Annotated in this window: 21 protein-coding genes; 10 read left to right on the top strand and 11 right to left on the bottom strand. The window is 53.3% G+C overall.

The genetic code is table 11. The features are described from left to right. Nucleotides 1–67: 67 nt before the first annotated feature. The 3 genes from RID21_RS06615 to RID21_RS06605 all read right to left on the bottom strand — a co-directional run bounded on the left by RID21_RS06615 (nucleotide 68) and on the right by RID21_RS06605 (nucleotide 5,525). Complete coding sequence (locus RID21_RS06615; RefSeq protein ID WP_350187879.1) at nucleotides 68–718, bottom strand: hypothetical protein; 651 nt, start codon at nucleotides 716–718, stop codon at nucleotides 68–70. A 34-nt stretch (nucleotides 719–752) separates the two neighbouring features. Next, nucleotides 753–2,090 carry a Gfo/Idh/MocA family protein gene (locus RID21_RS06610; protein WP_350187878.1) on the bottom strand — a complete coding sequence of 446 codons (1,338 nt, stop codon included), beginning with the start codon at nucleotides 2,088–2,090 and terminating at the stop codon, nucleotides 753–755. Between the two features lie 324 nt (nucleotides 2,091–2,414). Further along, a complete protein-coding gene (locus RID21_RS06605; RefSeq protein WP_350187877.1) occupies nucleotides 2,415–5,525 on the bottom strand; it encodes a tetratricopeptide repeat protein in 3,111 nt (1,036 codons plus the stop codon). Between the two features lie 244 nt (nucleotides 5,526–5,769). Between RID21_RS06605 and RID21_RS06600 the strand changes: the two genes are divergently transcribed. Next, nucleotides 5,770–7,206 carry a sulfatase family protein gene (locus RID21_RS06600; RefSeq protein WP_350187985.1) on the top strand — a complete coding sequence of 479 codons (1,437 nt, stop codon included), beginning with the start codon at nucleotides 5,770–5,772 and terminating at the stop codon, nucleotides 7,204–7,206. 187 nt (nucleotides 7,207–7,393) lie between these two features. On the opposite strand, the gene RID21_RS06595 is transcribed toward RID21_RS06600, so the two are convergent. The 3 genes from RID21_RS06595 to RID21_RS06585 all read right to left on the bottom strand — a co-directional run bounded on the left by RID21_RS06595 (nucleotide 7,394) and on the right by RID21_RS06585 (nucleotide 12,171). Next, a complete protein-coding gene (locus tag RID21_RS06595) occupies nucleotides 7,394–7,873 on the bottom strand; it encodes a hypothetical protein (protein WP_350187876.1) in 480 nt (159 codons plus the stop codon). A 140-nt stretch (nucleotides 7,874–8,013) separates the two neighbouring features. Next, on the bottom strand, nucleotides 8,014–9,579 hold the full coding sequence (locus RID21_RS06590; RefSeq protein WP_350187875.1) for a hypothetical protein: 1,566 nt from the start codon (nucleotides 9,577–9,579) through the stop codon (nucleotides 8,014–8,016). Nucleotides 9,580–9,750: 171 nt separating this feature from the next. Further along, nucleotides 9,751–12,171: a fatty acid cis/trans isomerase gene (locus RID21_RS06585; protein ID WP_350187874.1), complete on the bottom strand. Its 2,421-nt coding sequence runs from the start codon at nucleotides 12,169–12,171 to the stop codon at nucleotides 9,751–9,753. Between the two features lie 692 nt (nucleotides 12,172–12,863). Here RID21_RS06585 and RID21_RS06580 point away from each other — a divergent pair. Together RID21_RS06580 and RID21_RS06575 are read left to right on the top strand one after the other, a co-directional pair. Continuing rightward, the gene (locus RID21_RS06580) at nucleotides 12,864–14,336 is read left to right on the top strand and encodes an aldehyde dehydrogenase family protein (RefSeq protein WP_350187873.1); all 1,473 of its coding nucleotides are present in this window, start codon (nucleotides 12,864–12,866) and stop codon (nucleotides 14,334–14,336) included. 353 nt (nucleotides 14,337–14,689) lie between these two features. Then, on the top strand, nucleotides 14,690–16,066 hold the full coding sequence (locus tag RID21_RS06575) for a sialidase family protein (RefSeq protein ID WP_350187872.1): 1,377 nt from the start codon (nucleotides 14,690–14,692) through the stop codon (nucleotides 16,064–16,066). Nucleotides 16,067–16,294: 228 nt separating this feature from the next. On the opposite strand, the gene RID21_RS06570 is transcribed toward RID21_RS06575, so the two are convergent. Beyond that, nucleotides 16,295–16,567, bottom strand: a complete 273-nt coding sequence (locus tag RID21_RS06570; protein ID WP_350187871.1) for a hypothetical protein — start codon at nucleotides 16,565–16,567, stop codon at nucleotides 16,295–16,297. Nucleotides 16,568–16,896: 329 nt separating this feature from the next. Between RID21_RS06570 and RID21_RS06565 the strand changes: the two genes are divergently transcribed. The 3 genes from RID21_RS06565 (at nucleotide 16,897) to RID21_RS06555 (ending at nucleotide 19,177) form a co-directional block, all read left to right on the top strand. Then, nucleotides 16,897–17,784 carry an RNA polymerase sigma factor gene (locus RID21_RS06565; protein WP_350187870.1) on the top strand — a complete coding sequence of 296 codons (888 nt, stop codon included), beginning with the start codon at nucleotides 16,897–16,899 and terminating at the stop codon, nucleotides 17,782–17,784. Between the two features lie 89 nt (nucleotides 17,785–17,873). Then, nucleotides 17,874–18,629 carry an SDR family NAD(P)-dependent oxidoreductase gene (locus RID21_RS06560; protein WP_350187869.1) on the top strand — a complete coding sequence of 252 codons (756 nt, stop codon included), beginning with the start codon at nucleotides 17,874–17,876 and terminating at the stop codon, nucleotides 18,627–18,629. Between the two features lie 146 nt (nucleotides 18,630–18,775). Continuing rightward, a complete protein-coding gene (locus RID21_RS06555; protein ID WP_350187868.1) occupies nucleotides 18,776–19,177 on the top strand; it encodes a TIGR03067 domain-containing protein in 402 nt (133 codons plus the stop codon). A 35-nt stretch (nucleotides 19,178–19,212) separates the two neighbouring features. Here the strand turns inward: RID21_RS06555 and RID21_RS06550 are convergent, their stop codons facing one another. Beyond that, complete coding sequence (locus RID21_RS06550) at nucleotides 19,213–20,238, bottom strand: WD40 repeat domain-containing protein (protein ID WP_350187867.1); 1,026 nt, start codon at nucleotides 20,236–20,238, stop codon at nucleotides 19,213–19,215. A 135-nt stretch (nucleotides 20,239–20,373) separates the two neighbouring features. On the opposite strand from RID21_RS06550, the gene RID21_RS06545 reads away from it, so the two are divergent. From RID21_RS06545 to RID21_RS06535, 3 genes are all read left to right on the top strand, one after another. Continuing rightward, nucleotides 20,374–20,652 carry a hypothetical protein gene (locus RID21_RS06545; RefSeq protein ID WP_350187866.1) on the top strand — a complete coding sequence of 93 codons (279 nt, stop codon included), beginning with the start codon at nucleotides 20,374–20,376 and terminating at the stop codon, nucleotides 20,650–20,652. Between the two features lie 25 nt (nucleotides 20,653–20,677). After that, nucleotides 20,678–21,175, top strand: a complete 498-nt coding sequence (locus tag RID21_RS06540) for a DUF1877 family protein (protein ID WP_350187865.1) — start codon at nucleotides 20,678–20,680, stop codon at nucleotides 21,173–21,175. Nucleotides 21,176–21,423: 248 nt separating this feature from the next. Further along, complete coding sequence (locus RID21_RS06535) at nucleotides 21,424–21,672, top strand: hypothetical protein (protein WP_350187864.1); 249 nt, start codon at nucleotides 21,424–21,426, stop codon at nucleotides 21,670–21,672. 26 nt (nucleotides 21,673–21,698) lie between these two features. On the opposite strand, the gene RID21_RS06530 is transcribed toward RID21_RS06535, so the two are convergent. Continuing rightward, nucleotides 21,699–22,457 carry a hypothetical protein gene (locus RID21_RS06530; RefSeq protein WP_350187863.1) on the bottom strand — a complete coding sequence of 253 codons (759 nt, stop codon included), beginning with the start codon at nucleotides 22,455–22,457 and terminating at the stop codon, nucleotides 21,699–21,701. Nucleotides 22,458–23,438: 981 nt separating this feature from the next. On the opposite strand from RID21_RS06530, the gene RID21_RS06525 reads away from it, so the two are divergent. Next, nucleotides 23,439–24,431, top strand: a complete 993-nt coding sequence (locus tag RID21_RS06525) for a S1/P1 nuclease (protein WP_350187862.1) — start codon at nucleotides 23,439–23,441, stop codon at nucleotides 24,429–24,431. Between the two features lie 18 nt (nucleotides 24,432–24,449). Here the strand turns inward: RID21_RS06525 and RID21_RS06520 are convergent, their stop codons facing one another. Next, nucleotides 24,450–24,905 carry a hypothetical protein gene (locus RID21_RS06520; protein ID WP_350187861.1) on the bottom strand — a complete coding sequence of 152 codons (456 nt, stop codon included), beginning with the start codon at nucleotides 24,903–24,905 and terminating at the stop codon, nucleotides 24,450–24,452. Between the two features lie 230 nt (nucleotides 24,906–25,135). Further along, nucleotides 25,136–25,471: a hypothetical protein gene (locus RID21_RS06515; RefSeq protein ID WP_350187860.1), complete on the bottom strand. Its 336-nt coding sequence runs from the start codon at nucleotides 25,469–25,471 to the stop codon at nucleotides 25,136–25,138. Between the last annotated feature and the right edge of the window lie 107 nt (nucleotides 25,472–25,578).

Here is a 25,578-nt window from a genome sequence, read left to right as displayed (position 1 = left end):
TGCGAACCTGTTCAGCCCCTGGCGATCGGCGGGGATCACGTCTCCGATCACATCCTGGCGACTAAAGTCACTTTTCGGTATGTTGAGACAGATTGCGATAAAAGGTGTCGCGGATGTTTTGCATTGACTGCCAGATGTTGGCTTTCATCTCCTGCGGCGAAACGCAGGCGAACAGATAGCCGGTCCCGGTTGTTTTGTCTGTCCAGGTCTGGATGATCAGATTCAAGGTTTGCGGTTTCCGGGTGACGAACGGTTCCGTCCAGTTGACCTTTGCCGCATATTCTGTGAGATCCTGCGGGTAAATCTTCTGTGGATCGACGGGGGTGGCTTTGGTCAGTTTGCAGGTAAAGCCGCTGGTATCGATTTCCATCTTCCGGCTGTTGAAGATGGTACTCGACAGTCCCTGATAATACGTGAGTAGTTCGCGTTCAATGTTTTTTTGTGTCAGTTCTGTGCCGGGGTCGAGTTTAAATACGAAGAAGTAGGAAAAAAATGAATTCGATTTTTCCTGAAACATGCCCGGTGAAAAGCGAGCTTCTTCGATCCCCTTGAACTGCATCTCCCTGGCGAAGGAAGGGGGCAGCGGAATCTGCTCCCCCTTCCAGCCAGCAGGTACTGTGATATTCTTCGCCAACTCGGTATCAGCGGCCAGCACGGCGCTGGCCCCAGACAGAATCACCACTAAAACGGCAAGACGGCGGAGATTAAAAAACTGCATACGAGTCGTTTTCCAGATTGAGGAATACAGGAGTCTAGATCGAAGCGATCTCGAAGCCGGTGCGGTAGTCCCGTGTCAGGTATTTGTTGGCAGCCGAGTTGTTAGTGATTTTGAGGGCTTTGCCATCGAATTCGAGGGTTTCACCCGGGAAGTATGCGGCCACGTTGCCTAACTGTACGGCTTCGGTCAGATGACCGCCGTATTCAAACCCGTCGCTGGGCTGTTTACCGGACAGGCATCCATCGACCCAGCCGTGATAATGGTCGAGACCTTCTACCGGCTCGATTGTCACACCTTCGATGTTGACGAACGGCATGCCGACGTGGGGCAGAATCATGTTGCCTTTTTCACCGACAAAGATCGAACCGCCGCCTGGCAGCGACTGGCCGGGTAACAGTTTGGCAATTCCGTTCGCAGGACGCCGACCACCATCGTACCAGTTAATGGGCAGACTGCGACCAGCGGTATACTGCGTACCGGGGATGATATATTTGATGGTTTCCTGGGCGGGCCAGACTTCATCATTCATGCCGGTGTGTTCCGAGTGGACGCTGATCGGGTCGCCTGTAATTTTGAGGGCCGTGTAGACCGGATCGAGCAAGTGACAGCCGAAATCGCCGATGGCTCCGGAACCGAAGTCCTGCCAGTCTCTCCAGGTGAAGGGATGGTAAACCCGGTTTCCGCCATAGGGACGCATCGGAGCGACGCTGACCCAGAGGTTCCAGTCGAGTGTTTTCGGAACAGCTTCATTTTTCACAGGCGGTTCGAGCAGACCACTACGTCCGTGTCCGGTGGTGCCGACCCAGGAATGTACGGCCGAGACCTTACCGATGACGCCATCCTGAATCGCTTTGACTCCGGTGCGATAAGCGGAGTGCGAATGGATCTGGTTCCCCATCCGCGTGATGACGCCTGATTTTTTGGCCTGCAGTCGCATCTGGCGGGCTTCCCACACCGTACGTGTCAGCGGTTTCTGGCAGTAAACGTGCTTGCCGCGTTGCATGGCGTCCATGCTGATGATGGCGTGGGTATGGTCGGGAGTAGAAACCGAGACGGCATCGATTTTATCACCCAGCTCATCCAGCATTGCTTTGTAATCCTGGTAGATGGGAGCCTCAGGTGCCAACGGTTTGACTTTTTCTGTTCGCGCCAAATCGACATCGCAGAAGGCGACGCATTTCACTTTATCGTGGCTGGCAATGAGCTTGATATCAGAATACCCTTTGCCGTCGGTGCCGATGCCCGCAAACTGCAATTGCGAGTTCAAATTCTGTCCGCGAACAAATGCCGGAGCGGCGAAAGTGGATGCGGCTGCAGCAGCAACGGTTGTTTTCAAAAAATCGCGACGGGTCGTCTCTTTGGAGGAGGTCATGATTGCGGGCTTCCTGTTGATTCGTGTCGTGGGATGTATTGGGGGCCAGAATCAGATTCTGATTAGTGTAGAATAATGATTATAGCATAAACTGCTTGTGATACGTCAATTGAGTCTGCATCATGAAGTGTGAGCAAATTTGGATTTCATTCTGGATCATTTTAGACCAGAAAGGTGCGTCCACCATGCGATTGATTCACTTTGATGATGAGAGTGAAATCAATGGACTGTCAGAACCATTTTGAATCGCAGTTGAGTTGAGCCGATTCTTGAGGAGTCTCAAGCCCGGGTGCGCGGTTAGCAGTACTCGATTAGAGCATTGAATCAATTGATTTCATCGACACTGGTGACTGCTTGCCGATTGAGAGATTCTTCCCGGCCGGTGAGTGCCTGGATGCGGGACAGCTCTTCACTCCAATCTGATTTCGAATCATCGGTCAGCAGAGGAAGTAATTCTTTGATGGTTCTCTCAGCCGCTGGATAATTTCTGACACCGATCAAAGCGGTCGCCAGAACGGAAAGCGATTCTTCCTGCATGACGGGAGAAGCGTTGGCAATTCGTGCGTGCTGCAGTGCCTGCTTGGCCAGAGCGGGTTCTGAATCATCGGCTGTATCGAGCAGTAAACGCGCCAGTTCGCGGTGGGCATCCGGAAAAGATGCGTTTTTAGCGATGGATTGTTCGAGATCTGTTCTGGCGGAGTCCCGCTCATTCAATTTGAGAGAGGCCATGGCCCGATCAAAGAAGGCGTCGGGAGAATCGGGAAACAGTTCGAGAGCCTGCGTGAAATCCTGAATCGCTTCCGCGTATTGAGTTAACTCTGCCCGCACACGACCGCGCGTCATCCAGGCACAAAACACGGTTTCGTCCTGCTTGATCGCCTTTGTAAATGCCTGTTCCGCTTCTGCATATTCTTCCGCGTTTTGATAACACTCGCCTAATAAGAAGTACGTTCCAAAACTGACCGAGTCGGGGAATTGTTCCATCGCGACTTTCAAGACCTGCGCTGCCTTGTGATAGTCTTTCATCGCTTTATAGACGACTGCTTTGCCGTAAAAGGCGGACTCTTTTTCGGGAGCACATTCGATTGCGGTTTTGTAATCATTCAGTGCCGCCTGGTGGGCACCACAAATCAGATGCAGATGAGCGCGTTCTTCATACAGTTCAGCCGCTTTGGAATTCCTCACACACTGGCCGTTCAGATAGGCGATGTTCATTTTATTCAGCCCATCAGAATAAGAGGCTTCCTCATTCAACAACGTAAGCAGCCCCGTTGACAATTCATCGTAGATTTTGCTTTTGTTTTTAAAGAGCTGCCAGACCATGCCCTGCCTGGAATCAGCATTTCCCTGTTCCATTTTTCTGGTATAAGTAAACCGGTCAATATCGCTGGGATGGGTGTCTGATTCGTCAGTAGGTCGGTTGATGATTTGAACCAGCATATACTCGATCTGATCGAGGGCCTTTAAAGATGGACGTGCATTCACGGGCCCGAAACATTTCGATGCCTGTTGTGCCTGAAGTACTTCGGAGACACCGCGATTCATCCAGTAGTCATATTCGACTGAGCGACGGACGACATGGCGTAAACCTTTTTCAAATGAGGCGGCTCCATAGGCTTTGACGGCCACCCGATCGGCAAGTATCTCCTGCAGTCTGCTGGCACCGAAGGTAATTCGGGAAAAGACGCGGTAGTAAAATCTCAAAAATTGAAAGGCAACGTGCCACCAGCGAATCTGGCGTCGACTGGCCACGGATTGTGCAAAGCGTTGCATCGCAATATCAACGCGCATCGCTGTCGCGCCGCCTGCAGTATCCCGGTTGAGGAAGTGTCCATATTCGTGAGCCAGAATGCAGGAAAAGGCATCGACTGAGAGACCGTCGAGTACTCCCACTCCTAAATAGAGAATCCGGGTGCCCTTGTCTCTGAATCGTTTCAGGATATTCCCCTGCTCTGAAACTGCGATGGTCGTTGACTGCAGGAGACGAATCTGATCGACGGGCCGGGTGCCGACTTTCTCGGCGACTTCTTCGACCAGCGCCCACAAACCGGGCTGCTCTTCTTTCGAAATGATTTTGCCCGGGATTTCCCGATTAATGCCGACAAAACAGGTCCAGATCCCGCTGCAGGCAGTCCAGATCGACCCCAGACTCAGGATAAAGACAAGAGCCACCAGCCACAGGTTCAAGTAAGGGACATTGAGCAGGGCATAACCCAGGGTGAGAGGGACGGCGAGGGAAACGACGACCAGCAGCGGTAAGGAAATATAGTAATAGACGCTGGCGATTTGCACTAACAGCCGATAGGCGGAACGTAAACTTTGATGCCCTTCCAGTGCCTGGACTATGTTTTCCTTTTGCAGAATGCGGACGATTCTGGACGACATGAATTTGCCTGCTACGTACAAGAAGGCTAAACCAACGAGCCAGGCGAGGACCACGTATAATGTGAACCAGACGTATTCCCAGATCCAGCGTTGCTGATCGATTGCCATTTTCAGCCACTTCGCAATGCTCGCTTCAGGAACTCCCATTTCTTTGGCTTTCAGGAACTGCTGCTCAGCGGCTTTCCAGTTCTCATCCTTGAGGTCAGCGATTCCCTGAAAATAGTAAGTGTGTTTATCGTTGGGAAACTTCTGTCCCATCGAGGAGACCACACTGCGAAATTCGGTATTGTTCTTGTCTTCTAACGAAAATTTGGCAAGCGCGATCCAGGGAGTCGGATTATTCACGTTTTTCAACGTTTCAGCGCGTGCCAGATTCTGGGCACGTCTCCGGTAGGGTTGCAGCACACTGAAGGGCGCATTCCCCTGCTCCAGCGTGGAAACGGCAGACATCAATTTTGACAGCGAGGGGTTCTGCTGCAATTGGGAATCTATAATGGCCTGCGCCTGACTGGTATTTCCTTTCTGGAGCAGTTGTTTTGCATTCTGCCATTGGCCTGTCGGGGCGGGAGAGATCCCCGCATAGACGCGCGTGGTGGGAGTCTTGCCAAATTCGACTCTGGGAGGAGCAGGATTCGTATTTCGAAAGAGCGGGTTTTTATAATGCGAAATTTGATTTGCAGAGCGATTCGTTGAAACGGCGGGGTTTTGTCCAGAGTAGTTGGTCCGCCCCATGTTCGGATTTGCTGGATTTCCCGGGCGCGTCACGGTCCTGGAATTATAGCCCGGGCGATTGCCTCCCGGAGTGGGAGTGCCGGGTCGATTGACCCGCGGACTGGGAGTGCCGGGACGATTGCCGTAACTCGGTCTGGGAGAAGAGGGGCGATAACTTCTGCCTCCCGGACTCGGTGCAGAAGGTCGCGAGAACCCGCCCCCGGAAGGGCCTGACGGAGCAGATGGAGCAGACGGGCCAAACTGAGCATGGCCCACATTATTGAGTCCCAGCAAGAGAGCTGTTGCTAGCGGGATGATGATCTTGAACGAATGAACCACGCTGTTTCTCCCAACCAGTAAGATAGCAGTAATGAATCAATGTCCCCTTATACTACTGGCGAAATATATACACGTCTACACGATGTCGTGTATTTGATTCGATTTTTTGAAACTGGAAAAATGGCCTGCTCTGTTAATCTGATAATGTGAATCAGGGTCGGGCACTGATATGATCGAAGCAGGCGATCCTGATTTCCAAGGGACGTCTCTTCACCACACAGCCACCAGACAGAAAGAGTCAATGATGGGGAATCGACGTGTTTTTTCAGCAGTCATCGGAGCCGTTTTTTGTCTGTTCGTGACAGGAGTCTCCCTGGCAGCGAAGGCGGATAGTTCCGAAAAACCGAACATCATTCTGGTGATGGCTGATGACCAGGGCTGGGGCGATACCGGCTATAATGGCCACCCGTTTGTCAAGACGCCTGAACTCGATGCCATGGCGAAAGAGGGATTCGTCTTTGACCGCTTCTATGCCGGTGCACCGGTCTGTTCGCCGACCCGGGCCAGCGTGATGACCGGGCGGAATCCGAATCGGGCCAAAGTCACCAACCATGGTCGCTACATGCGTCCGCACGAGCAGACCATCGCTGAAACGTTGAAAGCCGCGGGATACGTCACCGGGATCTTCGGCAAAGTGCACCTGGGTTCGGGACAACCCGACTCGCCCTGCAATCCGAGTGGCATGGGATTCGATGAATGGGTGATCGGTCTTAACTTTTTCGACAACGATCCCTACCTGAGCCGGATGGGAAAGATTGAACATCGCCAGGGTAAGGGGTCGGTGATCCTGATGGATGACACGCTCGCGTTCCTCAAGAAACACAAGGATGGCGACCAGCCGATCTTCACGGTTGTCTGGTTCCCTTCTCCGCACTCCCCGCATGCGGAAGTACCGGATGGCCCCAGCCTTTACAAAGGCAAACCGCAGGCGGGGTACTACCGCGAAATTACGCTGCTGGATCAGCAGGTCGGTCGTCTGCGACGCGCGCTGCGGGAGATGGACATGGCGGAGAATACCATCGTCTGGTACTGCAGCGACAACGGCGGGCTGAACAAGGAGACGTCCGGCGGCCGTGAGAAAAAGGGGAGCATCTACGAAGGGGGCCTGCGGGTGCCGGGGATCATCGAATGGCCAGCTAAGAAACTTAAAGGTCGCACTGCGGTCCCTGTAGCGACCTTTGATATCTATCCGACGCTGCTGGCGATGGCCGGCGTAGAGTTGTATGCCCCGCATCCGCTGGATGGTATGGATGTGAGCGATATCATTTCGGGGGCAGTAACCGAACGGAAGAAGCCGATGGGCTTCTGGCATCAGTTACAGGGCGGGCAAGGTACCCGCAGCGACCAGATCCAGAAAGCCATCATGGAGAAGCAGCAGGCTGGGGCTCCCTTACCCCATGATCCGGTCCGCATGCGGAAAGACGTGGACGAATTCCCGCAGTTTCCAGAAGAGACCACGACCGGGCACGCTGCGTGGACGGACTGGCCCTGGAAACTGCATCGCATCAAAGGGACGAGATTTGAGCTCTACAACCTGAGCGATGACCCGATGGAGCAGACCGATCTTTCCAAAGATCCAGAACAGGCCGAACGGGTGAAGCAGATGAAACAGGAGCTGAATGCCTGGATGCGGTCTGTGATTCGCAGCATTAATGGGAAAGATTATCAGGCAACGAAGTAAGTGGGGTGCCCTTAATGATGGGCACTGTCGGGCAAGCCGACAGATGGCCCATTACCCAACTGATCTGTTAATTGGGTGAATGGGGTTATGGAGTTGCGATGCAGCATTTATTGTTGGGGGGGGAAATGAACTTTATTCGAGCTGCTACAATTCAGACGGTGTCTCACTCCTTTGAATCGTTCGGACTTTAAAAAGAGTTAAGCCGTAGCATCGAAAGATAATGTGGACCACCTGTTTCATCCGCCTGAAAGACTGCAAAAATCTCTAAGCCATCATCCTTGAAACTCAAATGGGTCAAATCAGACATCCGTTTCAGTCTTGACCTGTCGTCATCCAGTACCTGCTCAAAGGTCTCAACATCACAGTCTTTTAGTTTGTCACGCATGTCTGCCAGATCACCGACAAAGTTGTGATTCGTACATTGTGGATGCTTGAACTTTGTTTTGAAGAAAATACGGTCGATCGTATCACTCGCATCGGACCAGACCTGTACTTCATCGTAGTCCCATATTTTGCACCGTTCATCAAGTCCAAATCCCTTCACATCGATCATTTCAGTTGGGTCTCCATATCGTTGAGCTATACTGGAAAATGATCCACCGATCTTTGCTGCACCAATTGCCCGTTGTTCCAGGATCTCTCGAAGAACCGTTTCCGTTGTGCTCATTCAACTACTCCCATCTTGATATAAGTAGTTTCGTGCCGCCCCATTTTCATTTGTGGAGAAATCAAAGGTCTGAGAACTCAATTCATTTTCATTCCTATCCCATAGATCATCCACACATTTCTAAACGGTCTGTTTTATATTCAGAGCGGCTTGTAGATCATGCGTGCGCCGTAGAGGTACCAGCGTCTGGTGTCTGTCTGCCAGCCGCGGAGGGTGAATAAACCGCAGCGCCAGTAGTGATCGAATCCGCCGCCGTGTACGTAGCAGGTGGCGCTTTTGCTGAGATAGTAGTAGTCGCCGAAGTTATTCTGTCGCAGCGTGTCACTGCCGAGACGCATAGATTTCTGTGCGTGAGGCACCGAGTCCACTCCCTGATTGACATAATCCTGGGGGAGTGCCAGCAGTGGATGCGCCGGATCGAAGGTCAGATTCTTCATATAATTCCGCTCGCGATCGCCGCCGACGGTGCCGTTGTCGGTCTGGATCTCCTGCGTGATGCGGGTCGGTCGATACGTGCCGCTGGTGACCTCGCTGGCGTAATCACACATGTTGTCGCAGACGTATGCCTGGCCGTTTTTGAAGTTCAGCCCGTCGATGTAATGCCAGACGTTGCCCCACAGATTCTCCATGTAGCGGTACCTCACGGCACAGCGGTAACTGGCGTCCGCTCCGCCGCCGTTAGGTGCCGTGTGCCCCGACGGGGTCTGCAGGCTGTCGGCCCAACCGGTTTTCTGGGCGGCGCCGCCGAGCATCATGTCCGTGGTCGTGTCGAGCGGCGGTCCATCGAAGTAGATCGACGTCATCCCCTCGCGGGGCGTATCCGACTCCACTCGCACAATCGTCCGTTCCTTCACCAGTACAGAATGCTGATCATTCCAGTCCACCATTTGGATCGCCGACCCAACGAACAGTTTCTGAGACAAATACGAACTCCAGTCGCGGACGACAAAGCGGTTGGTATTTTGCTCTGACAGCGCACATCGCAGCCGGGCACCGCGTGACGGTTGCAGGATTTTTCCCCAGCCGCCGCCCACCGCAGACTGGCTGTCGCGGGTGGCATACTCCACCAGAAACAGGTTCTGCAACAGATTCAACGTGCGGAGGTCGAGAATGCCATACCCCGGCCCGTTGGCCCGCGCAAAGCTGCGATATTCGGGCCGTGTGCCATCCGCGGTAGGATAGACGCCTGAGATACTCAGCATTTTCCCATCGCGGACGTGGGCTTCATAGGCACTGACATAGATCGCCGGCAGCTCTCGCCCCTCTTCTACGAAGGCTGGATCAACGACAAAGCCGGGAAGTGGCTTATCACTGACAAAACGGTATTCATACCCGTCCTTCACATACCGCAGGGCATAGTGCCGGGGGATTTCCACGAAGACATTCCCATTGCTGCCCGTCAGGGAGAAGCCGGGCTCGCCGGCATAGGTCACCGTGGTGCCCCCCTGTTCCCGTTGCAGGACATTACAGAGCCGCATCTGGCTGAAGGGCGGAATCTGATCGAAGTCGGTCGGCTGGAGGCCCCTGGCTAATCCGATCCGTTCGCAGGGTGCGAGATAGTCTTTGACTTCGTCGTCGATGAGTTTCCACCGGACGCCGTATGCGGCGGGGCCGGCAGTGTCATCGGCCTGGGACTTTAATTGCGAGGCAGACATTAGTAGTACGGTGAGGGGCACGAGTACGTGCAGGTAGTTTTGTTTGAGCATAAAGATATATTTCAGCAGATCCACAGATCGAATACCAATCCGATACTTCTCCGGTAACTTCCATCCGGTAACAAGCCGCCGGATGTGTTCGTGAACAATTCTACCGGCCGCATCAATGTCGATCCAGTGAGCCGGTATCACTCAGGACTGAAGCGTCCTGCTTTGGAGCTTTTAATACTTGGAGTCGAGGAGCATGTAGTATTTGATGTCGAAGTAGCCGGCGTCGGGCTGGCGGTTCTTGAAATTCCAGTCGGTCAACCAGTCGAGCAGGGGCCAGAAAGCGGCCGAGTTGCGGAGTGTGCCAAATTTGTTTTTCCAGGCGGTCCATTGCTCGGTTGTGGAGATGGCGTTGAGTTCCGTGAGACACGCGGAGGCGTCTTCGATTTTCAGATCGATGATCAGATTGGGGAAGTCTCCCACGAGACCGTGGTAGGCGCTCATGGTATCCAGTTCGGGTTGCCGGGCGCCGTTTTCGTCAAAGACGACGTTATTAAACGCGTATGAACGGTTCGCGACCAGCGAGTAGACGCGGTGCTCTTCCCCTTTAGTCAGGCGGATGAACGTGTTGCTGGGTAGAAACGGAGTGAACTTGAGTTGCGTGCGCATGGTGAGCGTGGAGAGCGCGGCCTCCCAGCCGGCGAAATCCTTTACGGGGTCGGTCAGTTTGACGTCCGGTTTGTTTCCGGTGTTGAGCAGATCGCGTGGACCGCTGACTGCTTCTGTAAACTGGCGTTGAATCTGGCTGAGCACACCGGAAATGGGGTCGGTGCCTTCTACTTCGAGTCCCTCGCCCACATTTTCGCCTGGGAATGGCATGCGGAAGAGAAGTTCCTGTCCGATGCCGCGGGTCCAGAGGTCGCGGTATTTCTTCCGCGCGTCGACCGGCAGCAGACGGAGAAAGTTGTCTTCGAATTCCTGCCGGAGTCGGCTCATGAATTCCCAGGTATCGAGCTTCTGTGCGACGCTGCCGTAGTATTCGTAGTTAACGACCAGGGAGTAGTACAGACGTTCGAAGCCGCTGTAGTCGATCAGCCAGAAGGTGGGCGGAATGCCCCCCTGTCGTCCGCGGAGTACAGTCGCATTGGTTTCATTGCGAAGGATGGTGAGCCAGGCATTCGAGTTCTGCTGATTCCCGTCCCAGACATCGTTGATCTCATAACCGGTCGGTTTATATTTATCGAGGACCTTGAAATAAGCGTCGTTGTAGACGGCGTTCCCTTCGAGGCCGTAGTCCATGAAGTCTTCCCAGGACTGCAGACCGAGTTCCGGCTTGAGTACGGAGGGATCGTGTTCGGGATCGACAAAGAAGACCCAGAAATTGTCTTTGATGGCGTAGGTTGCCAGGTTTCCCACACAGACCGGGCCGCGAATCATGCCGCTGACGATCAGGTGTGAATTCTCCACGAGGAACTGCGCCCGTGATCGGGCAGGAATCGCCTGAAAGACTTCAAACGGGTTGTGGCTGCTGTAGCCGGGCTCCAGGCTTTTACCGGCGACCGGTTCGACCTGAAAGAAGAGCTCATCGAGGTGTTTCAGTTTGGCGTCGCTGAGCTGCCAGACGAAGAGTGACTTTTGCACCCGCGATTCAGTGACCTTTTTCAGCCGGTAATAGAGTTTGTCGACGCCCGGGAGGTACGGATTATGATAAGGTCGGGCCGTCTTGATTTCGTGAACCGGACTGGCGGTGACCACCTGCTTGCCGGCTGCATCGGTTTTGACCTGGATCGGCGGTGTCGTGGAGCGGACGAGGCGAAAGTATTCGCCCGGCGATTCCTCGAAGTGTAACGTCGCGAGGAAAGCATGCTCGAAGATAAAGCGGCTGACCAGGGGAGAGATTGGTGCTTGTTGATTGAGAAAGGCTTCCCAGCGGGCGATGACTTCCGGCTGTTTCAGTTGCTGGACCTGGGCCATGACCTCGGCTGTGGGGCCGGGGGAACCGGCGGAGATCCATTCAGAAAAGCGCTGATTCTCATCCGCAGTCAGGGCGGGCATTCCGAAGGGCATCCCTGCGGTGGGTCGTTGTTTCAGATAGGCGTCGATGCCCTGCTCACAGGGACAAAGGTGTTTGTTGACGGAATGGTAGATCGGTTCGAGGGACTGCAGTTCGAAGGGGGGCTGATTATGTTCTGTGCCAGCGACCAGCATGCGGAACAGGATGCTCTTCGCGGGGCGTTCTTCGGGAGGCCCCTGCTGTTCGACGACATTGCAGAAGCCCTGCTCCCGCCAGGCAGCCACGGAAGGCTGGTCGAAGAGTCGGACCGGTTTTTCCGCGAACAGGTGCGTGGCGTCGGGATTGACTTTGTGGGCACCGCGGAGCAGTCCTTCGTAACAGGTGAGTTTGAGCAGGCAGGGTGAGTCGAGACAACCATGACAGACGATGCAGCGACGGTTGAAGACCGGTTGTATTTTGTCGAGATAGAAACTGCCGGCGAGCTCGGAGCCGGTGGTCTCCGGATACGAGGTCGGCTTGAGAACGAAAGGTTGCCAGTCCGCCTGTTCGCTTGCCTGCTGCCAGACAATGCCCCCGACAATCGCTCCAGCGGCCAGAAGAAAGAGCAGTACCCCAGCCGAATATCGAACCCTGTTCTTCAATGCGCTATCCTCGCTTCATCTTGAATTAGCTTTCCGGTTCATGAATTCTTTTCATTCGGCCCAAAATTGAAGATAGGCGTGGGGAAATAAGGTGTCAAGGCACGGGTGTGGGTGGATCTGTTTTCTAATATCCGTATTGAGTGGGGGCAGCAGAGTTTCTTCCTTGTTTCGAGCTGGAGACGTTCATTCTTAAAGGATCGTTTCCTCTGTCCGTTTCCTGCTCGCTCCGCTCGGCCCGAATTTTATTCGGGCTCACCCTTGGTTTTTTCTGAACCATTGCCTTCCCTGTATGAACTGTGTCTGTACTTCGCCAGTCGGGCGGGCACACAGGCACCGCCGCTACTTTAATCTCAATTGGGTGCCGTCTATTGTTCTGTCAGGTTTCGGCTTGTTATGATGGTGAAGTCCCCGTGGGATGGCATCGTCGCTGGTTGTGAAAGCGCAGCGTCGATTCGCCAAGCGCCTCGTTTGTTGATTGTTGCCTTCTGTTTGAAATTGATCTGGTCATACCGCACAGCGGGAATTCCGGGTTGCTCGCCCTGCCCCGCCTGTCAGTCCTTACCAGCCAGGAAGCTCGTTTCCTGGCTGGTGTCGATGCAGCTTGCGGTTCCTTCATTGAACCAGCCACTGCAGATTGTCACTCTCGACAAACGAATTAAAGAATTGATTACTAAAGTTAAGGAACAGAGAGTATGCCAGCCTGGCCAGAAAAAATGTTTATTGATGGAAAATGGGTCGACGGTCATTCCAGCACGAGTTGGACAATTACCAACCCGGCGACACGGGAACCGCTGGCGGAGATTGCCATGGCGGATGTGAGTGACGTCGATCTGGCTGTGACTGCAGCCCGCCGTGCGTTTGACGAAGGTGAATGGCGGCGGATGGATGGCCTGGAGCGTGGGCGACTGCTGTTCAAGCTGGCCGAGCGGGTGCGGGAATCGGCGGAAGACCTGGCAATGACCGATACGCTCAACATCGGCAAACCGATTCGCGATACACTCGGGTTCGATATTCCCTGTGGTGCGGACATGCTGGAAAGCTACGCCGGTCTGCCAGACAAAATTGCCGGCCACTCTTATGGCGGTCTGGCCGACAACGTGACCATGCAGTTTCGTGAACCGATGGGTGTGATCGCGGCGATTGTCCCCTGGAATTATCCGTTGACCAACGCGGCAATCAAACTGGCACCGATTCTCGCTTGTGGCAACACGGTTGTGCTGAAGCCCTCTGAAGTCTCTCCCCTGTCGGCATTGATGCTGGCGAAGCTGGCGGAAGAAGTCGGCTTTCCTCCCGGCGTAATCAATGTGATTCACGGAACGGGTGCGGAAGCGGGTGCTGCTCTCGTAAAACATCCCGGGATCAACAAAATCGCATTCACTGGTCGTCACGAAACTGGTGCCCAGTTGATGGAAGCTGCCAAAGAGGGCATGAAAGGGGTGCTGCTGGAACTGGGTGGTAAGACGCCGAGCGTGGTCTTCCCCGATGCTCCGCTGGATCATGTTGTGAACGGCGTCATCACCGGTATTTTCTGTCACCTGGGACAGATCTGCGTGGCCGGTTCCCGTTTGCTGGTGCATGAAAGCCAGCACGATGAACTGCTGGAACGGATCATCGCCAAAGCCCAGAGTCTGCGGCAGGGAGATCCGACCGATCCGGAAATGCACCTCGGTTGTCTGGCGACTCCGACGCACTGTGACTTCGTACGCAGCCGCGTCGAACAGGCGAAACAGGAAGGGGCCCGCATGGTCCTGTCGGGTGAGATTTCAGATGATCCGCTGGACTGCTTCTTCCCGCCCACCATTTTCGACCAGGTCTCTCCAGACATGGCGGTGGCGAAGGAAGAAGTCTTCGGTCCGGTCTTAAGCGTGATGACCTTCAAGACCGAAGAGGAGGCAATTCGGATTGCCAACGATTCCGACTTTGGTCTGATGGCCAATATCTGGTCGACCGACGGCACCCGGGCACTGCGGGTCGCACGCGAACTGCAGGCCGGCCGGATTTCCATCAATGGCGGCGGCTACCTGCGACCAAACGTGCCGATCTACGGTTATAAGAAGAGTGGGTTTGGCGCGGAACTGGGCTTCATCGAAGCGGCGCATGAACTCTGCAATTCCAAATCAGTGATTTACTCCCTGGCGACTGAGAAATCTCCGTGGCCTGAGTAAACGAACGATTCACTGAGAATGTAGCAGGGGCAGGATGCACAGTGATTGTGTCCTGCCCTTTTTCGTCTGTTTCCCCGGAAAAGGCCCCCGTTCTCAGGATGATCGTTTTCTCTGTCAGTTTCCTGCTCGCTGCGCTCGGCCCGAATTTTATTCGGGCCCACCCGCTGAATCGAGTTCTAGAGCTGATGGGCACTGTCGGGCAAGCCGACAGATGGCACCCGATAACCGTTTATTTAATCGTAGACAGACTTGTGACAGTAGGCGCTCCCAATTCTGCATTAGTTGTTTGTGCCCTGGTGTGCGTGTAGGATGGGGCTGAACCCGTTTCAAGTCCAGCTATATTGAGAATCCCTATGCGCTTCATCTTCCGCTCTCTCTTATTCCTGATTGCCTGCACGAGCTACGCAGCCGCCCAGGAGAAAACAGGTTCTCCGATCAAACTGACGATGGGGGAACCGCATGTGATTGTGCGGGGGATTCGGCCGGAGGAAAAGCTCTGGGGGCCGTACCAGTTTCCGCGGCCCTATCGATTGAAAGATCGGTATGTGGTTTCTGTGCATGTAAAAAATGACGACATCAGTAACTACGGCTCAACGGCACTCTGGTTTGAAAGCCGCGATAAGGGCAAAACCTGGCAAGAGGTCGATGCATCGGTGGCGCAGGAGTGTGGTCTGCTTCTGCCGAACGGCGACCGGGTTTACCTGCCGCCGGAATCGGGTGTGGATGTAAGCGAGTTCAAGCAGGTCCCCTGGAACAAATACACGCCCGCCTATGATTTTTCAAAGCAGGCAGAAGAAGGAACGCTGCCGATCCCGGACGGGATGACCTTCTGGATGGGGGGCACGACGATCAATGCCTATAACGCTGATCGCCTGCCGCCCAGCCTGTCTAAAAAGGAATGGACGCTGTATCGCATCCCGGCGGGTCAGACACAACCGGTGCTGGAACAGGCCGGGGTGGACTGGCCTTACCTGACCCGGGTAGTTCACGTCAGCCGTAGCGGGAAGAAGGTGCTGAAGTCGATCTTTCCGCGGGGGAATCCGAAGCTAGGTCCCGACGGAGCGATCTGGGTGAGCGTGTTTTCGGGAGAGGGGCATCTGAATCCGGAAAATGGTCAATACAGTCCGTACTACTCGGCGGAGCTCTTTCGTTCCGAGGACAATGGAAAGACGTTCCAGCGGCGGTCGCATCTGGAATATGAAGCCAATGGTCACGAGTTTCCCTATAAGAGTGGCGGTTTCAGCGACAGCGACTTTGAATTCATGCCGGACGGCTCGATTGTCTGGTTCCTGCGATCGACCTGGTATTCTTCGACCGGCAAGGAATGGGACCCGATGTATATGACGCGTTCGACCGATATGGGGCGGACCTGGTCGAAGCCGGTGCAGTTTGACAACGTCGGTATTCTGCCGCGTTTGTGTCGACTGGAGAACGGTGTGACGCTGCTGTGCTATGCGCGTCCGGGGACATTCGTGCGAGCCGCGCTCAATTATAGTGGCACCCAGTGGACCGAACCGCTGGTGGTAATGACGCCCGGTGATCGAAGCGGGCTGGCTAACAAGCCGGTGGCAGAGCCCACCTTTCATGACTGGGACGGTTCCTGTAATAATCCGGAGATTGTCCCCCTGGATAAGAACAGTGCCCTGCTCTTTTACAGCGATTTTTATTATCCGGATGAGAACGGCGTGAAACGCAAGACGATTTTGTGTCGGAAGATTACGGTGGAGTGAGCGGTTAGCTGAATCGTATAGTTAATACCATCATCGAAAGACAAACCAGTAGAGCTCGCTGATGCAACATTTTCTCTGGGATGATTGTTTACACTGTCAGTTTCCTGCTCGCTGCGCTCGGCCCGAATTACATTCGGGCCTACCCTGAGACGTGCTTTCATTTCCCATTGGTGTGTTTCATTGCTGATGCTCCTCGCCAGGCGGGCGGACACGCAGGTACCGCCCCTACTATTCTATTAACACAGTTTTTTCACAGGTTATGTCCTGCTTCTTGTGTCCCTGTTTTTCCTGTTTCGAAATGAAATAGGATAGCACTACGGATGTGGCAATCATGCCCAGCACTGACAGCACCAACTTCAGATACATGGGCCAGGGATAGATGGGGACGGTAAAAGCTTTTTCACTTGCGTCATAATATTTCAGATCAAACGCCAGCAGTACTGCGAGCATGCCTTGTGGAATCGCCAGCAATAACATCATCAGCATATTTTGTTTTTTCATTTGTTTATTCCAGACAGTAGACAGAATTCAGAATCCGGCTTCTGTGTGGTTGATGTATTTAGCGCTGTTGTTCTTGATTCCAGTTTACCTGCCCACATGAAATGAAAAAAGCACTTTTCCATTATTCCGCATTTTTTCAGGTTCGTGTTCGCTGTCGGCCCCTGTCATCAGACACGGATATCTTATTTCGCTTTGTATTCACGGTCGATCTGGTAGAAAATATTGAAATCATTGAATTCCGTTGTCACAGTCATTCGTAGAATGTGTCTAATAGACGGGGACCTCTACGTAGAGGCCGAATCAATAGACCAGATCATGTGGATGAGACAATGTATAATCCCTTTTTAGAAGCGGATGAGGATGCCCGGCAGGATATCGAACTGGTTGAGCGGGCCAGAAATGGAGATCGTGCTGCGCTGGAAGCCCTGATTCTCAAACATCAGGCCTGGATTTACAATATCGCGGTGCGGATGGTTTTCCAGCCTCATGATGCCGAAGAAGTCACGCAGGAAGTTCTGCTCAAAGCCATCACGCGGTTGAGCACCTTTGAGGGTAAGAGTCAGTTCCGCACCTGGCTCTATCGAATCACGGTGAATCATGTTCTGAATATGAAACGTCGTGGTGGTGAAACAGAGCCGCATACTTTTTCCAGTTATGCCGCCGCGATCAACAATATTCCCGATCTGGATCTGCCTGATCCCAAGACGGTGCCTGTGGAGATTCCCCTGCTGGTAGAAGAGGCGAAAATCGCTTGTATGACCGGCATGCTGCTCTGTCTGGATCGTCGACAACGATTGATTTTTACGCTGGGTGAAATCTTCGGCGTCAGCGACAGAGTGGGCAGCGAAATCATGGAGATTTCAGCTGCCAGTTTTCGGCAGAATCTCTCCCGCGCCCGTCGGGACCTTTACCAGTTCATGCAGAACCAGTGTGGCCTGGTGAATGAAAAGAACCCCTGCCGTTGCCCGAAAAAAACGAAAGGGTTCATTAACGAGGGGCACGTCGATCCCGAACACCTGTTGTTCGTGCCTGAGCATTTCGAACGGATCAATGAAGTCGCCTCCGGCACGGTACGCGAAATCGAAGATGCCGTCGACCGGCAATATGCGGCTCTGCAGCGCAGTTATCCGTTTCTGCAGCCAGACAATCCGCCGGCACGGTGGCTGCAAGAGATTCTGGAACAACCGGGCATCCGCACGGCGCTGCATCTGAACTGATTTTTTGACGATAACTGTCACAGTCGGCTCCCACATGTGTCTCAGTGATAGAACAGACTCTGTCACTTCCAGATACATAAGGAGCAAACATGTTGAAACTACAGGATCAGGTCGCCCTGGTGACCGGGGCTTCCAAAGGCATCGGGGCAGGGATCGCCCGGGAACTGGCGTCGGCAGGAGCGGTGGTCGTCGTCAATTATGCGACCGACCAGGCTGGTGCGGAAGCCGTGGTAGAGGAGATCCGAAAATCTAAAGGGCGCGCCGTCGCGGTTCAGGGAGATGTGTCAAACGCGGCCGATGCAGCACGCTTATGCAAAGCGGCACATGCGATCTCGGGGCGGCTTGATATTCTGGTGAATAACGCCGGCGTCTATCAGCCGATGCCGCTAGAGGAGCTGACTGAAGCCGAGTTCCAGCGCGAGTTTACCATTAACGTTCTCGGACCCCTGCTGATGATTCGCGAATCGCTGCCGTACTTCAGTTCGGAAGGGGGCAATATCATCAACATCGGCTCCGGTGCGTCCCGGATGTGTCCTCCCGGATTTGCGCTCTATTCCGCCAGTAAAAGTGCCGTCGATGCGATTACCGGCGTGCTGTCGAAAGAGCTTGCCGATCGGAAGATTCGGGTCAACTCCGTCAATCCCGGAGCCACACTCAGCGAGGGAACGCAGGCAGCCGGGCTGTACGGCACAGGAGCCGATTTCGAAAAGCAACTGGTGTCCATGACTCCCTTAAACCGAATTGGTATGCCAGAAGACATTGCCAGGGTGGTGGCGTTTCTCGCGTCGGATGATGCCCGCTGGTTGACCGGCGAGGTGATACTGGCATCGGGTGGATTGCGTTAAGCAGGAATTGCAGGAGACATCTCCTGGAGAGAACTCTTTAAATCAAATTAACAAGGATCAGACAGATGAAAACACTTATGGGAATGGCCGTGTAGTCAGGTTTGCTGTCAGTAGTAAACGTAAATAATCTGCAGGCAGAAGAAAAATTGAAACCAGAAGTCAGACAGGCTCTGCAGACGTTTGCCGGTACGTGGCAGATCAAGTCCGCAGAACCCAAAGGGGCCACGCAAGCTGCCAGGCGACTGGTCTTCCGCAAGGATCTGACATACGCAGCTCTGGACAAAAACGGAAAGGAACTCTGGTCGGGAACCTTCGATCTGGACCCGACCGTCCGCCCGAGAATCTGGGATCATCGTTCCCATGAGGCCCGTAAGAAAGGGGGCGATGCGCTGGGGATCTATGAACTTGACGGTAACCAATTGAAGGTCTGTTGTGTTGTGGGAACGTGGAACAACAAACAATGGATGGGCAAACCGCGTCCTACGAAATTTCAAATACCGACGGCTGATGTCGTGCTGCTGCTGGAACGCGTCACGACGGCTCCTTAGTTTCAGGCTGGTTTCACTCTACAAAATGATATCTCTTATTCGGTTGCTGCTGTCCGCCTGACAGCCTGCAACCGAATTCCCATTTCCCGATTTCCTGACCAGGCGAGCGTTTTGCCATCGGGACTGAGGGCGCAACTCAGAACCAGATCGCTCTGATCAAACTGACGATGAAATATCACCTTCTGCACGGTCAGGTCGATGACCTGGACTGAGTCTTCAAAACAGACAGCAAGCAGGTGTCCGTCCTGACTGAAACTGAGCCGACTCTGAAACGCTGCCAACGAATGGAAGCCTGTCGGTGAGATTCGTTTCTCAGCAAAATGGATAAGCCGTTTCGGTTCCTCAGCGGTTAGATTCCAGATTGACAGACCGGCGACGCCGAGCGTGGCCAGCTGCTGACCATCGTCACTGACTTTAATCCAACACTGCTCCAGATCGGGAAGTTCATAACGCAGACTGATATCGCCGTCCCGGTAGTCCCAGACTTCAATGGGACAGCCACCTGCATATGAAACGGCCACCGGTCCTTCCACCCGATGAGAAGTACTTACCCTGAAGACCGTACCAGCATCACATCCGCCAAACTCCCGGGTAGAAGGCAGGCCCTCGGGACAGAAGGCCTGCGTAATGACCGGGGGTTCTTTTGTTGGTTGAAAATCGGCAATCAGACAGGGAGCGACAATCAGTTCATTTTTGTTGAGCAGGCTGAGGGTCCCCTGGGGGAAGAAGTCACAGGGACAGCCGGAGGATACTTTCTGCTGCTGCAGGTCGAAGAGATCGATCCGCGACTCATCCAGATTCAGATACACGATTTTAGTTCCGGCAGGACTCCAGGTGGCTCCGCTTGCGCCTGCCGGGAGAGAGGTAATCTGATTCAAGGTTCGCTCAGGAGTCTTTTCATAAACGCGGGTAGCGGTGACATTGTCGAACCTTCCCCCTGCCAGCAGCTTGTCTCCCTGGGAAGAGAACGCGAGACTCCAGGCAGCCCCTGGGGATTGTGGGGCTTCACCACAGGCCGAGAACAAGAGGAAGATCAGGAGTAACAAACTTCGGGTGGACATCACTTTTCCTTTTGACTGACACTGTCTATCAGTATATGCTATCTTGGAGTTTTCTGATACTTCACTGATGGAAGGTTATTGCGAAAGGACTTTGCAGGGATGTCGAAACGCCGGAAATCCAGGGTTTCCCAATGCATGGCAGGTACCGTTCTGTTTCTGCTGCTGGCTTATCTGTTAAGCGTCGGTCCTGTGCTTGCCTTAACGGTCAGGTTGCAGGAATCGGGATACACGCCCCGGTCGATTTGTGAGATTCGCCCCTGGTGGTCTCATTTTGAATTATGCGCAGGTCGGAAATACGAATACGCAGACCGCCTGGAGCAATTTTACGCTCCTTTAATCTGGTGTGCCGAGAATAATGACTTGTTTAAAAGTGGAGCTGATCGCTACATCAGCCTATTCAATCGCGGAGGTTGAATACTGAATATGTAAGGAGCCAGAGATGGGTGTGACCAGCGGATTTCGACGACTTTCAACAGAGGATCTTTCCCGGCTGACTGAGGATGCTGCCGCGTTTGAATCGGAGTGTCGCAACTATGATACCCCGGATTACCTGGATATGGACAAGGCGGGTATCGAGTTGATCTTCATTCTCGATCCGGTGAGTATGGAATTCGATACGACCGAGATTGAGGACACTTTTCCTGGACTGATGGATGTGCTGGCAGGTGGCGCGCCGCTACACGAGCAGATTGATCTGGGGTATGGCCCAGCCAGGGTGATCCCGGCGGAATCGATACGAGAATCGCTTGAGGAAATGGCATCCCTGACACAGGAGCAGTTTACCGAACTGGCCCTGAGCAATGAGATCCTTTCCGAGATGCTGATGTGCGAACTCGAGGAATCGATGATCCAGGAGTATCACTGGCCTTATCTGCAATCGCTGTCTCAGTTCCTGCGTGAGTCGCTTGACCAGGGGATGACTGTGATCCGCTATTGATGTATTCAGTGTGAAGTATTACAGGCGGTGATCGGACTGTTTTTTGAGAAAAGATTGACAAGCTGTTTCAATGGATTATGATCCGCTTGCGATAAAGCACTAGCATGGCCTCCAGAAACAGCCCGGGCGGCAGGAAACGCCGGGGCTGTTTCCATTTGTGACGCCGGATTTCTGCTGATCGTAATTGGTGCCTGGCTGATGTTCTTTCCCTCACGCCAGATTGAGGAACCTCCCGAGGAGAGTGTGCCGTGCCTGAAAATCCGAGGACCCGCAAGCGACGTTACCTGATTTATGCGCTGCCCTTTCTGCAACTGGGCTACCTGCTGAGCATTGAGCCGGTCGAGGCTCTGATGAAAACGCCGGCGGGGGACTTCAAGAGCGGAATGCTGCCGCTGTTTCAACTGATTTATGCCCCGGTGATCGTCGCCTCTATGGAATACCGCTGGGTGAATACGCTGCTGCAGGAGTATGACGCGTTCTGGGAACAGTTGCTTTGAGCAGATTCAGAGAGCGGAGCGTGTTTTTATCTGGCGGGCAGTGGCTCGGGTTTCGTCTCAGGTAAGTTACTGGCTTCAGTAGGGAAATGTTCTAGAGGGATCACCTTGATGACCTCTAACTTCTCAAGATCGTAATTGACCTCATAATATTTCCCATGGCATTCGACTTCGTATTTCATAATTTTCCAACGAGCTCCTACTCTTTTGATTCTGAATTGCTCGCTACCCAGATATTTTATCACGGGGTCGTATACTGGAATTTCTTCGAATACATTGCGATTGATAAACTCTTCTGCCTCCCACCACTTCTGGTTCGGTTTCGTGAATTCGATCCAGAATGCATTATTGTCCTCCATGCTCCTCTGTAGCAGCGCTGGCAGTGCGGGAAATGAGATCCTCCCCGGATAATAGTCTCCTGGGGTTAGGAGTCCATAAACTGAGGACGCAGAATCCTCGATCATCTCCAAGGAGGGGATGTCCGCAAAAGTCAGACCAGGCTCCTCTTCGGGAACGGTAGTCGGTATGCCTGAGACAGGCTGTTCATGAGACGAGAGCATATGAGAGACCACTTTAGAACGATAGTCCGGTGACGCTTCCAGTATCTTTATTGCCAAGTCGATATCAATCGGCTGCCAACCGCCTTCCCAGGGATTAGTTGACTCTACCTGCTGTTGGAATGTGTTTTCAGAAGGCTCCTGTGTCCGCAACGGTACAGGGTGATAAACCACTTTGGGTTCGGGACAGGCTGTGAGCAGGATCAGATTGAGCAGAATGAAATGTTTCATACCTGTTTGAGTTCCGGGAGAGGGAAATAGTTTCCTGAATCGGCAGTTTTTCTGATTTTTTTCTACCACGAAAGGCACGAAACATACGAGAAGTAGTGCGCGCTGAGTACTGCGTTATATTCATCTCTTGTGGTGCGTGGCAGTCTGGTAGAATTCGGGGTTGCTGCAAGTACCCTGGTTTGTGCTGTTGCTCTGACGGTTTCCTGCTCGCTGCGCTCGGCCCGAATTACATTCGGACTTCTCCTGTGGTCTTTGTTTCTGATGCCATCGGAAAGTAATCGTGGGTAGACTATCGAGAGGCGGGCGGGCACACAGGCTCCGTCCCTACGACGATTGTGATCGTTGACTGGTATGGTAGGAACCGGGGCTTGCGTCCTGCGGCTAATCTGGCTTTTCTGTTGTCATGGTGCTGGATACCAGGGTCTAATAAATGGCGTTGCGGTTTTCATGTGGTTCGCTGATTTTGTGAAAGGGCTTGGGGAGGTCAAGAGGATGTTGCGAAATTCTGCTGCTGAATCTGCTCTGATGTTCCCTGAGTTATTGTCGAGATGTACTTCAAATGCTCTGAGTGTGCTGCGAAATGCTTTGAAAATGTACGAGACATGTGGCACTGGTTCTGAGTGTTCTGGTGAAAACATTCGAAAATCGACGCCGATTCAGGTGCAGTTGACTCACTGGTGGAACAGGTTCCGGTGCACGCATCGTCCGCCTCGCGCGCGAAGCAGAATTTCACAAAATACAGATCGGGAACTGCGATTCAAGTTCAATTTATTCAGTGAGGTTCACCAGAGTGCACCGGTGTAAAATACGAAGTAGTTAACACGCTGCTGTTTTCGAGGGAGGCTCCGATCAGAAATGGTGATTCTCAAATATGAATTTTGTATAAACGTGGGAGTCGCTTCCTTGTCTCGACAGAACCGATCCCGACAATTGAGGTCTGAATTTGACCCTTCGACTGAACCTGAAAAACGAGACCTGACTGTGAAACGATTTGCGCTACTGACTGTGTTTGTGCTGTTCCTGTTCGTAACAGTTCGACCTGCCCGGGCCTGGAATTATGCAGGGCATCGGATCATCGCTGCGATCGCCTGGAATCAACTGACGCCGGAACGACGGACGGAACTGGTGCAGTTGCTCAAACAGCATCCTCGCTTTGAGCAGGATTTCCAGTCGCGGATGCCTCAGATCATCAAAGATGCATCGCCGGAAATTCAGGCTCGCTGGCTGTTCATGCGGGCGGCGACCTGGCCGGATATTGCCCGGAGTTTCAAGGATGCGGACCGCGAGAAATATCATCATGGCACCTGGCATTACATCAACCAGCCGATCTACCTGGATGAAGCTTCAAAAAACGCGTTGAGTACGCAGCTCTCGGCGAACGTGGCGACATCGATCAAAGCGGGAGACGATGTGCTGGGGTTTAATATTATTCAGGCCCTGGAATATTGTGTAGCGCAACTGAAAGATCCGCGTGTGAGCCAGGCGGATAAAGCCGTCTACTACTGCTGGGTGATGCACCTGGTGGGCGACAGTCATCAGCCGCTGCATTCTTCGGCCCTGTTCAGCCGACGGATGTTTCCGGAGGGAGACCGGGGAGGCAATGATATTCGGATTGCGAAATCGAATCTGCATTCCCAGTGGGATGGTCTGCTGGGGAACAGCTTCAAGGATTCGGAGATTGTCGGCCAGGCGGTGGGGATCGAACGGGACCCCGCGAATAAGCGACTCGGCGAGAGCGCTGCCGGGGATTTGAATTATGTGACCTGGATCAACGAAAGCCACGAACTGGCTCGGGAGAAAGGATACAGCGTGGAAATACTGGAAGCAGCCCGCGTGAGTGAAGCTGAGAGTGGGAAGTTTCAGAAACTGTCTTCGCTGCCTCAGAGTTATTATCGGCAGGCAGGTTCGATCGCGGTCAAGCGGGCGGCCCAGGCGGGCTGGCGACTGGCGGCGGTGCTGGAGAGTGTTAAGTGAGAGGATTTCTGATTGCGTTCAGATCGCTGAGTCGGGCTGGGGTGGTTTGATTTTCCACCAGACGAGTATCAGGGGCGGAAAATTGTCTGCCTGAACCAGTCCCTCGGCGACAAACAGCCGGTCTCCCTTGAGGCGGTAGATACAGGGTTGCTGTGTTTTTTGTTTGAACCCTTTACGCTGTCCGACAAGGACTTCGAGATCATAAAACACGAGTAACCTGACGTCTTCGAGCCGTTGCAGACGATATTTGACGTTGTGCTGATAGATGAGTTCTCCGTTCCGATCGGTAAGTTTAACGACGATGTGTTTGGGAAAGACTTCCTGTTCTATCGTTACCGGCCCGGCTTTGGCGTCCTGGGTTTGACGAATCCATTTTCCCTGAAGTGCGTTGTAATCTTCCTGGGGAGCGGGTTCAGAGGCACTGAGTGGTACAGATAGAATGAGGAAGACGAACAGGAGCAGTTGACGGTACATGTTCTCGATCCCGGAAGCAGTAAACGGAGCGAACTCAGTTCAGAATTACAACTGGTCAAAGGGGATCTTAGTTTGGATCAGCGGATTCGCCAATGCGAATTTTATCACTGGAGATGGTTCGAAGGGAGGCAGAAAACGGGATGTCCCCAACACAGCACTCAGCGACCAGAGAAGCACCGAACCGATCCAGGAAGCAGGTTCTTTATCTTGCATATGAATCAGTATTGTTTTCAGTTACGCATCAGGAGCATCATGAGTGGAATACAGGTCAGTAGCAGGGAGATCACGATACAGAATACAAACAGCCCCAACCCAAGCAGTAAGGTTCCCTGTTCGGGAAGTGTTCTGGCTGCAACCTGCCTGCCTTTGAGGTCTGTTTCGCAACCACAGTTCGGACAGCGATACCCGCCGACAAGCCACTGACGTCGGGTCTTATTGAAAGGAGCCTGAAGAACCGGCATCGGACTGTGACAGGAAGGACAGTTTATACCGCGAGCATGGAGAAACAGGAATGCAAAGAAGAACAGAAAGGGGATGAGGGGCATCAACGTTAACGTGAAATCCATGGTTCATCTCCTGTGATTGTTCCCGTTTCCGTGTCAAATAGTACAGACTCTCTAATAAAGTATAACGGACAGGCGTATGAATTAGATCAGGGATTGTTGCTTTAAAT

This window comes from Gimesia sp. (assembly GCF_040219335.1).
In the GTDB taxonomy this organism is placed as follows: Bacteria; Planctomycetota; Planctomycetia; order Planctomycetales; family Planctomycetaceae; genus Gimesia.
Note: the sequence above shows the minus strand (reverse complement) of the source record. Positions and strands in the feature narration are given on the sequence as shown.

Bases quoted from the DNA above. Each gene is read 5' to 3' on its own strand.
- RID21_RS06550 (WP_350187867.1), bottom strand. From the start codon at position 20,238: ATGTCCACCCGAAGTTTGTTACTCCTGATCTTCCTCTTGTTCTCGGCC.
- RID21_RS06515 (WP_350187860.1), bottom strand. From the start codon at position 25,471: ATGGATTTCACGTTAACGTTGATGCCCCTCATCCCCTTTCTGTTCTTC.
- RID21_RS06580 (WP_350187873.1), top strand. From the start codon at position 12,864: ATGCCAGCCTGGCCAGAAAAAATGTTTATTGATGGAAAATGGGTCGAC.
- RID21_RS06565 (WP_350187870.1), top strand. From the start codon at position 16,897: ATGTATAATCCCTTTTTAGAAGCGGATGAGGATGCCCGGCAGGATATC.
- RID21_RS06595 (WP_350187876.1), bottom strand. From the start codon at position 7,873: ATGAGCACAACGGAAACGGTTCTTCGAGAGATCCTGGAACAACGGGCA.
- RID21_RS06560 (WP_350187869.1), top strand. From the start codon at position 17,874: ATGTTGAAACTACAGGATCAGGTCGCCCTGGTGACCGGGGCTTCCAAA.
- RID21_RS06570 (WP_350187871.1), bottom strand. From the start codon at position 16,567: ATGAAAAAACAAAATATGCTGATGATGTTATTGCTGGCGATTCCACAA.
- RID21_RS06610 (WP_350187878.1), bottom strand. From the start codon at position 2,090: ATGACCTCCTCCAAAGAGACGACCCGTCGCGATTTTTTGAAAACAACC.
- RID21_RS06520 (WP_350187861.1), bottom strand. From the start codon at position 24,905: ATGTACCGTCAACTGCTCCTGTTCGTCTTCCTCATTCTATCTGTACCA.
- RID21_RS06530 (WP_350187863.1), bottom strand. From the start codon at position 22,457: ATGAAACATTTCATTCTGCTCAATCTGATCCTGCTCACAGCCTGTCCC.
- RID21_RS06615 (WP_350187879.1), bottom strand. From the start codon at position 718: ATGCAGTTTTTTAATCTCCGCCGTCTTGCCGTTTTAGTGGTGATTCTG.
- RID21_RS06600 (WP_350187985.1), top strand. From the start codon at position 5,770: ATGGGGAATCGACGTGTTTTTTCAGCAGTCATCGGAGCCGTTTTTTGT.
- RID21_RS06540 (WP_350187865.1), top strand. From the start codon at position 20,678: ATGGGTGTGACCAGCGGATTTCGACGACTTTCAACAGAGGATCTTTCC.
- RID21_RS06590 (WP_350187875.1), bottom strand. From the start codon at position 9,579: ATGCTCAAACAAAACTACCTGCACGTACTCGTGCCCCTCACCGTACTA.
- RID21_RS06575 (WP_350187872.1), top strand. From the start codon at position 14,690: ATGCGCTTCATCTTCCGCTCTCTCTTATTCCTGATTGCCTGCACGAGC.
- RID21_RS06545 (WP_350187866.1), top strand. From the start codon at position 20,374: ATGGCAGGTACCGTTCTGTTTCTGCTGCTGGCTTATCTGTTAAGCGTC.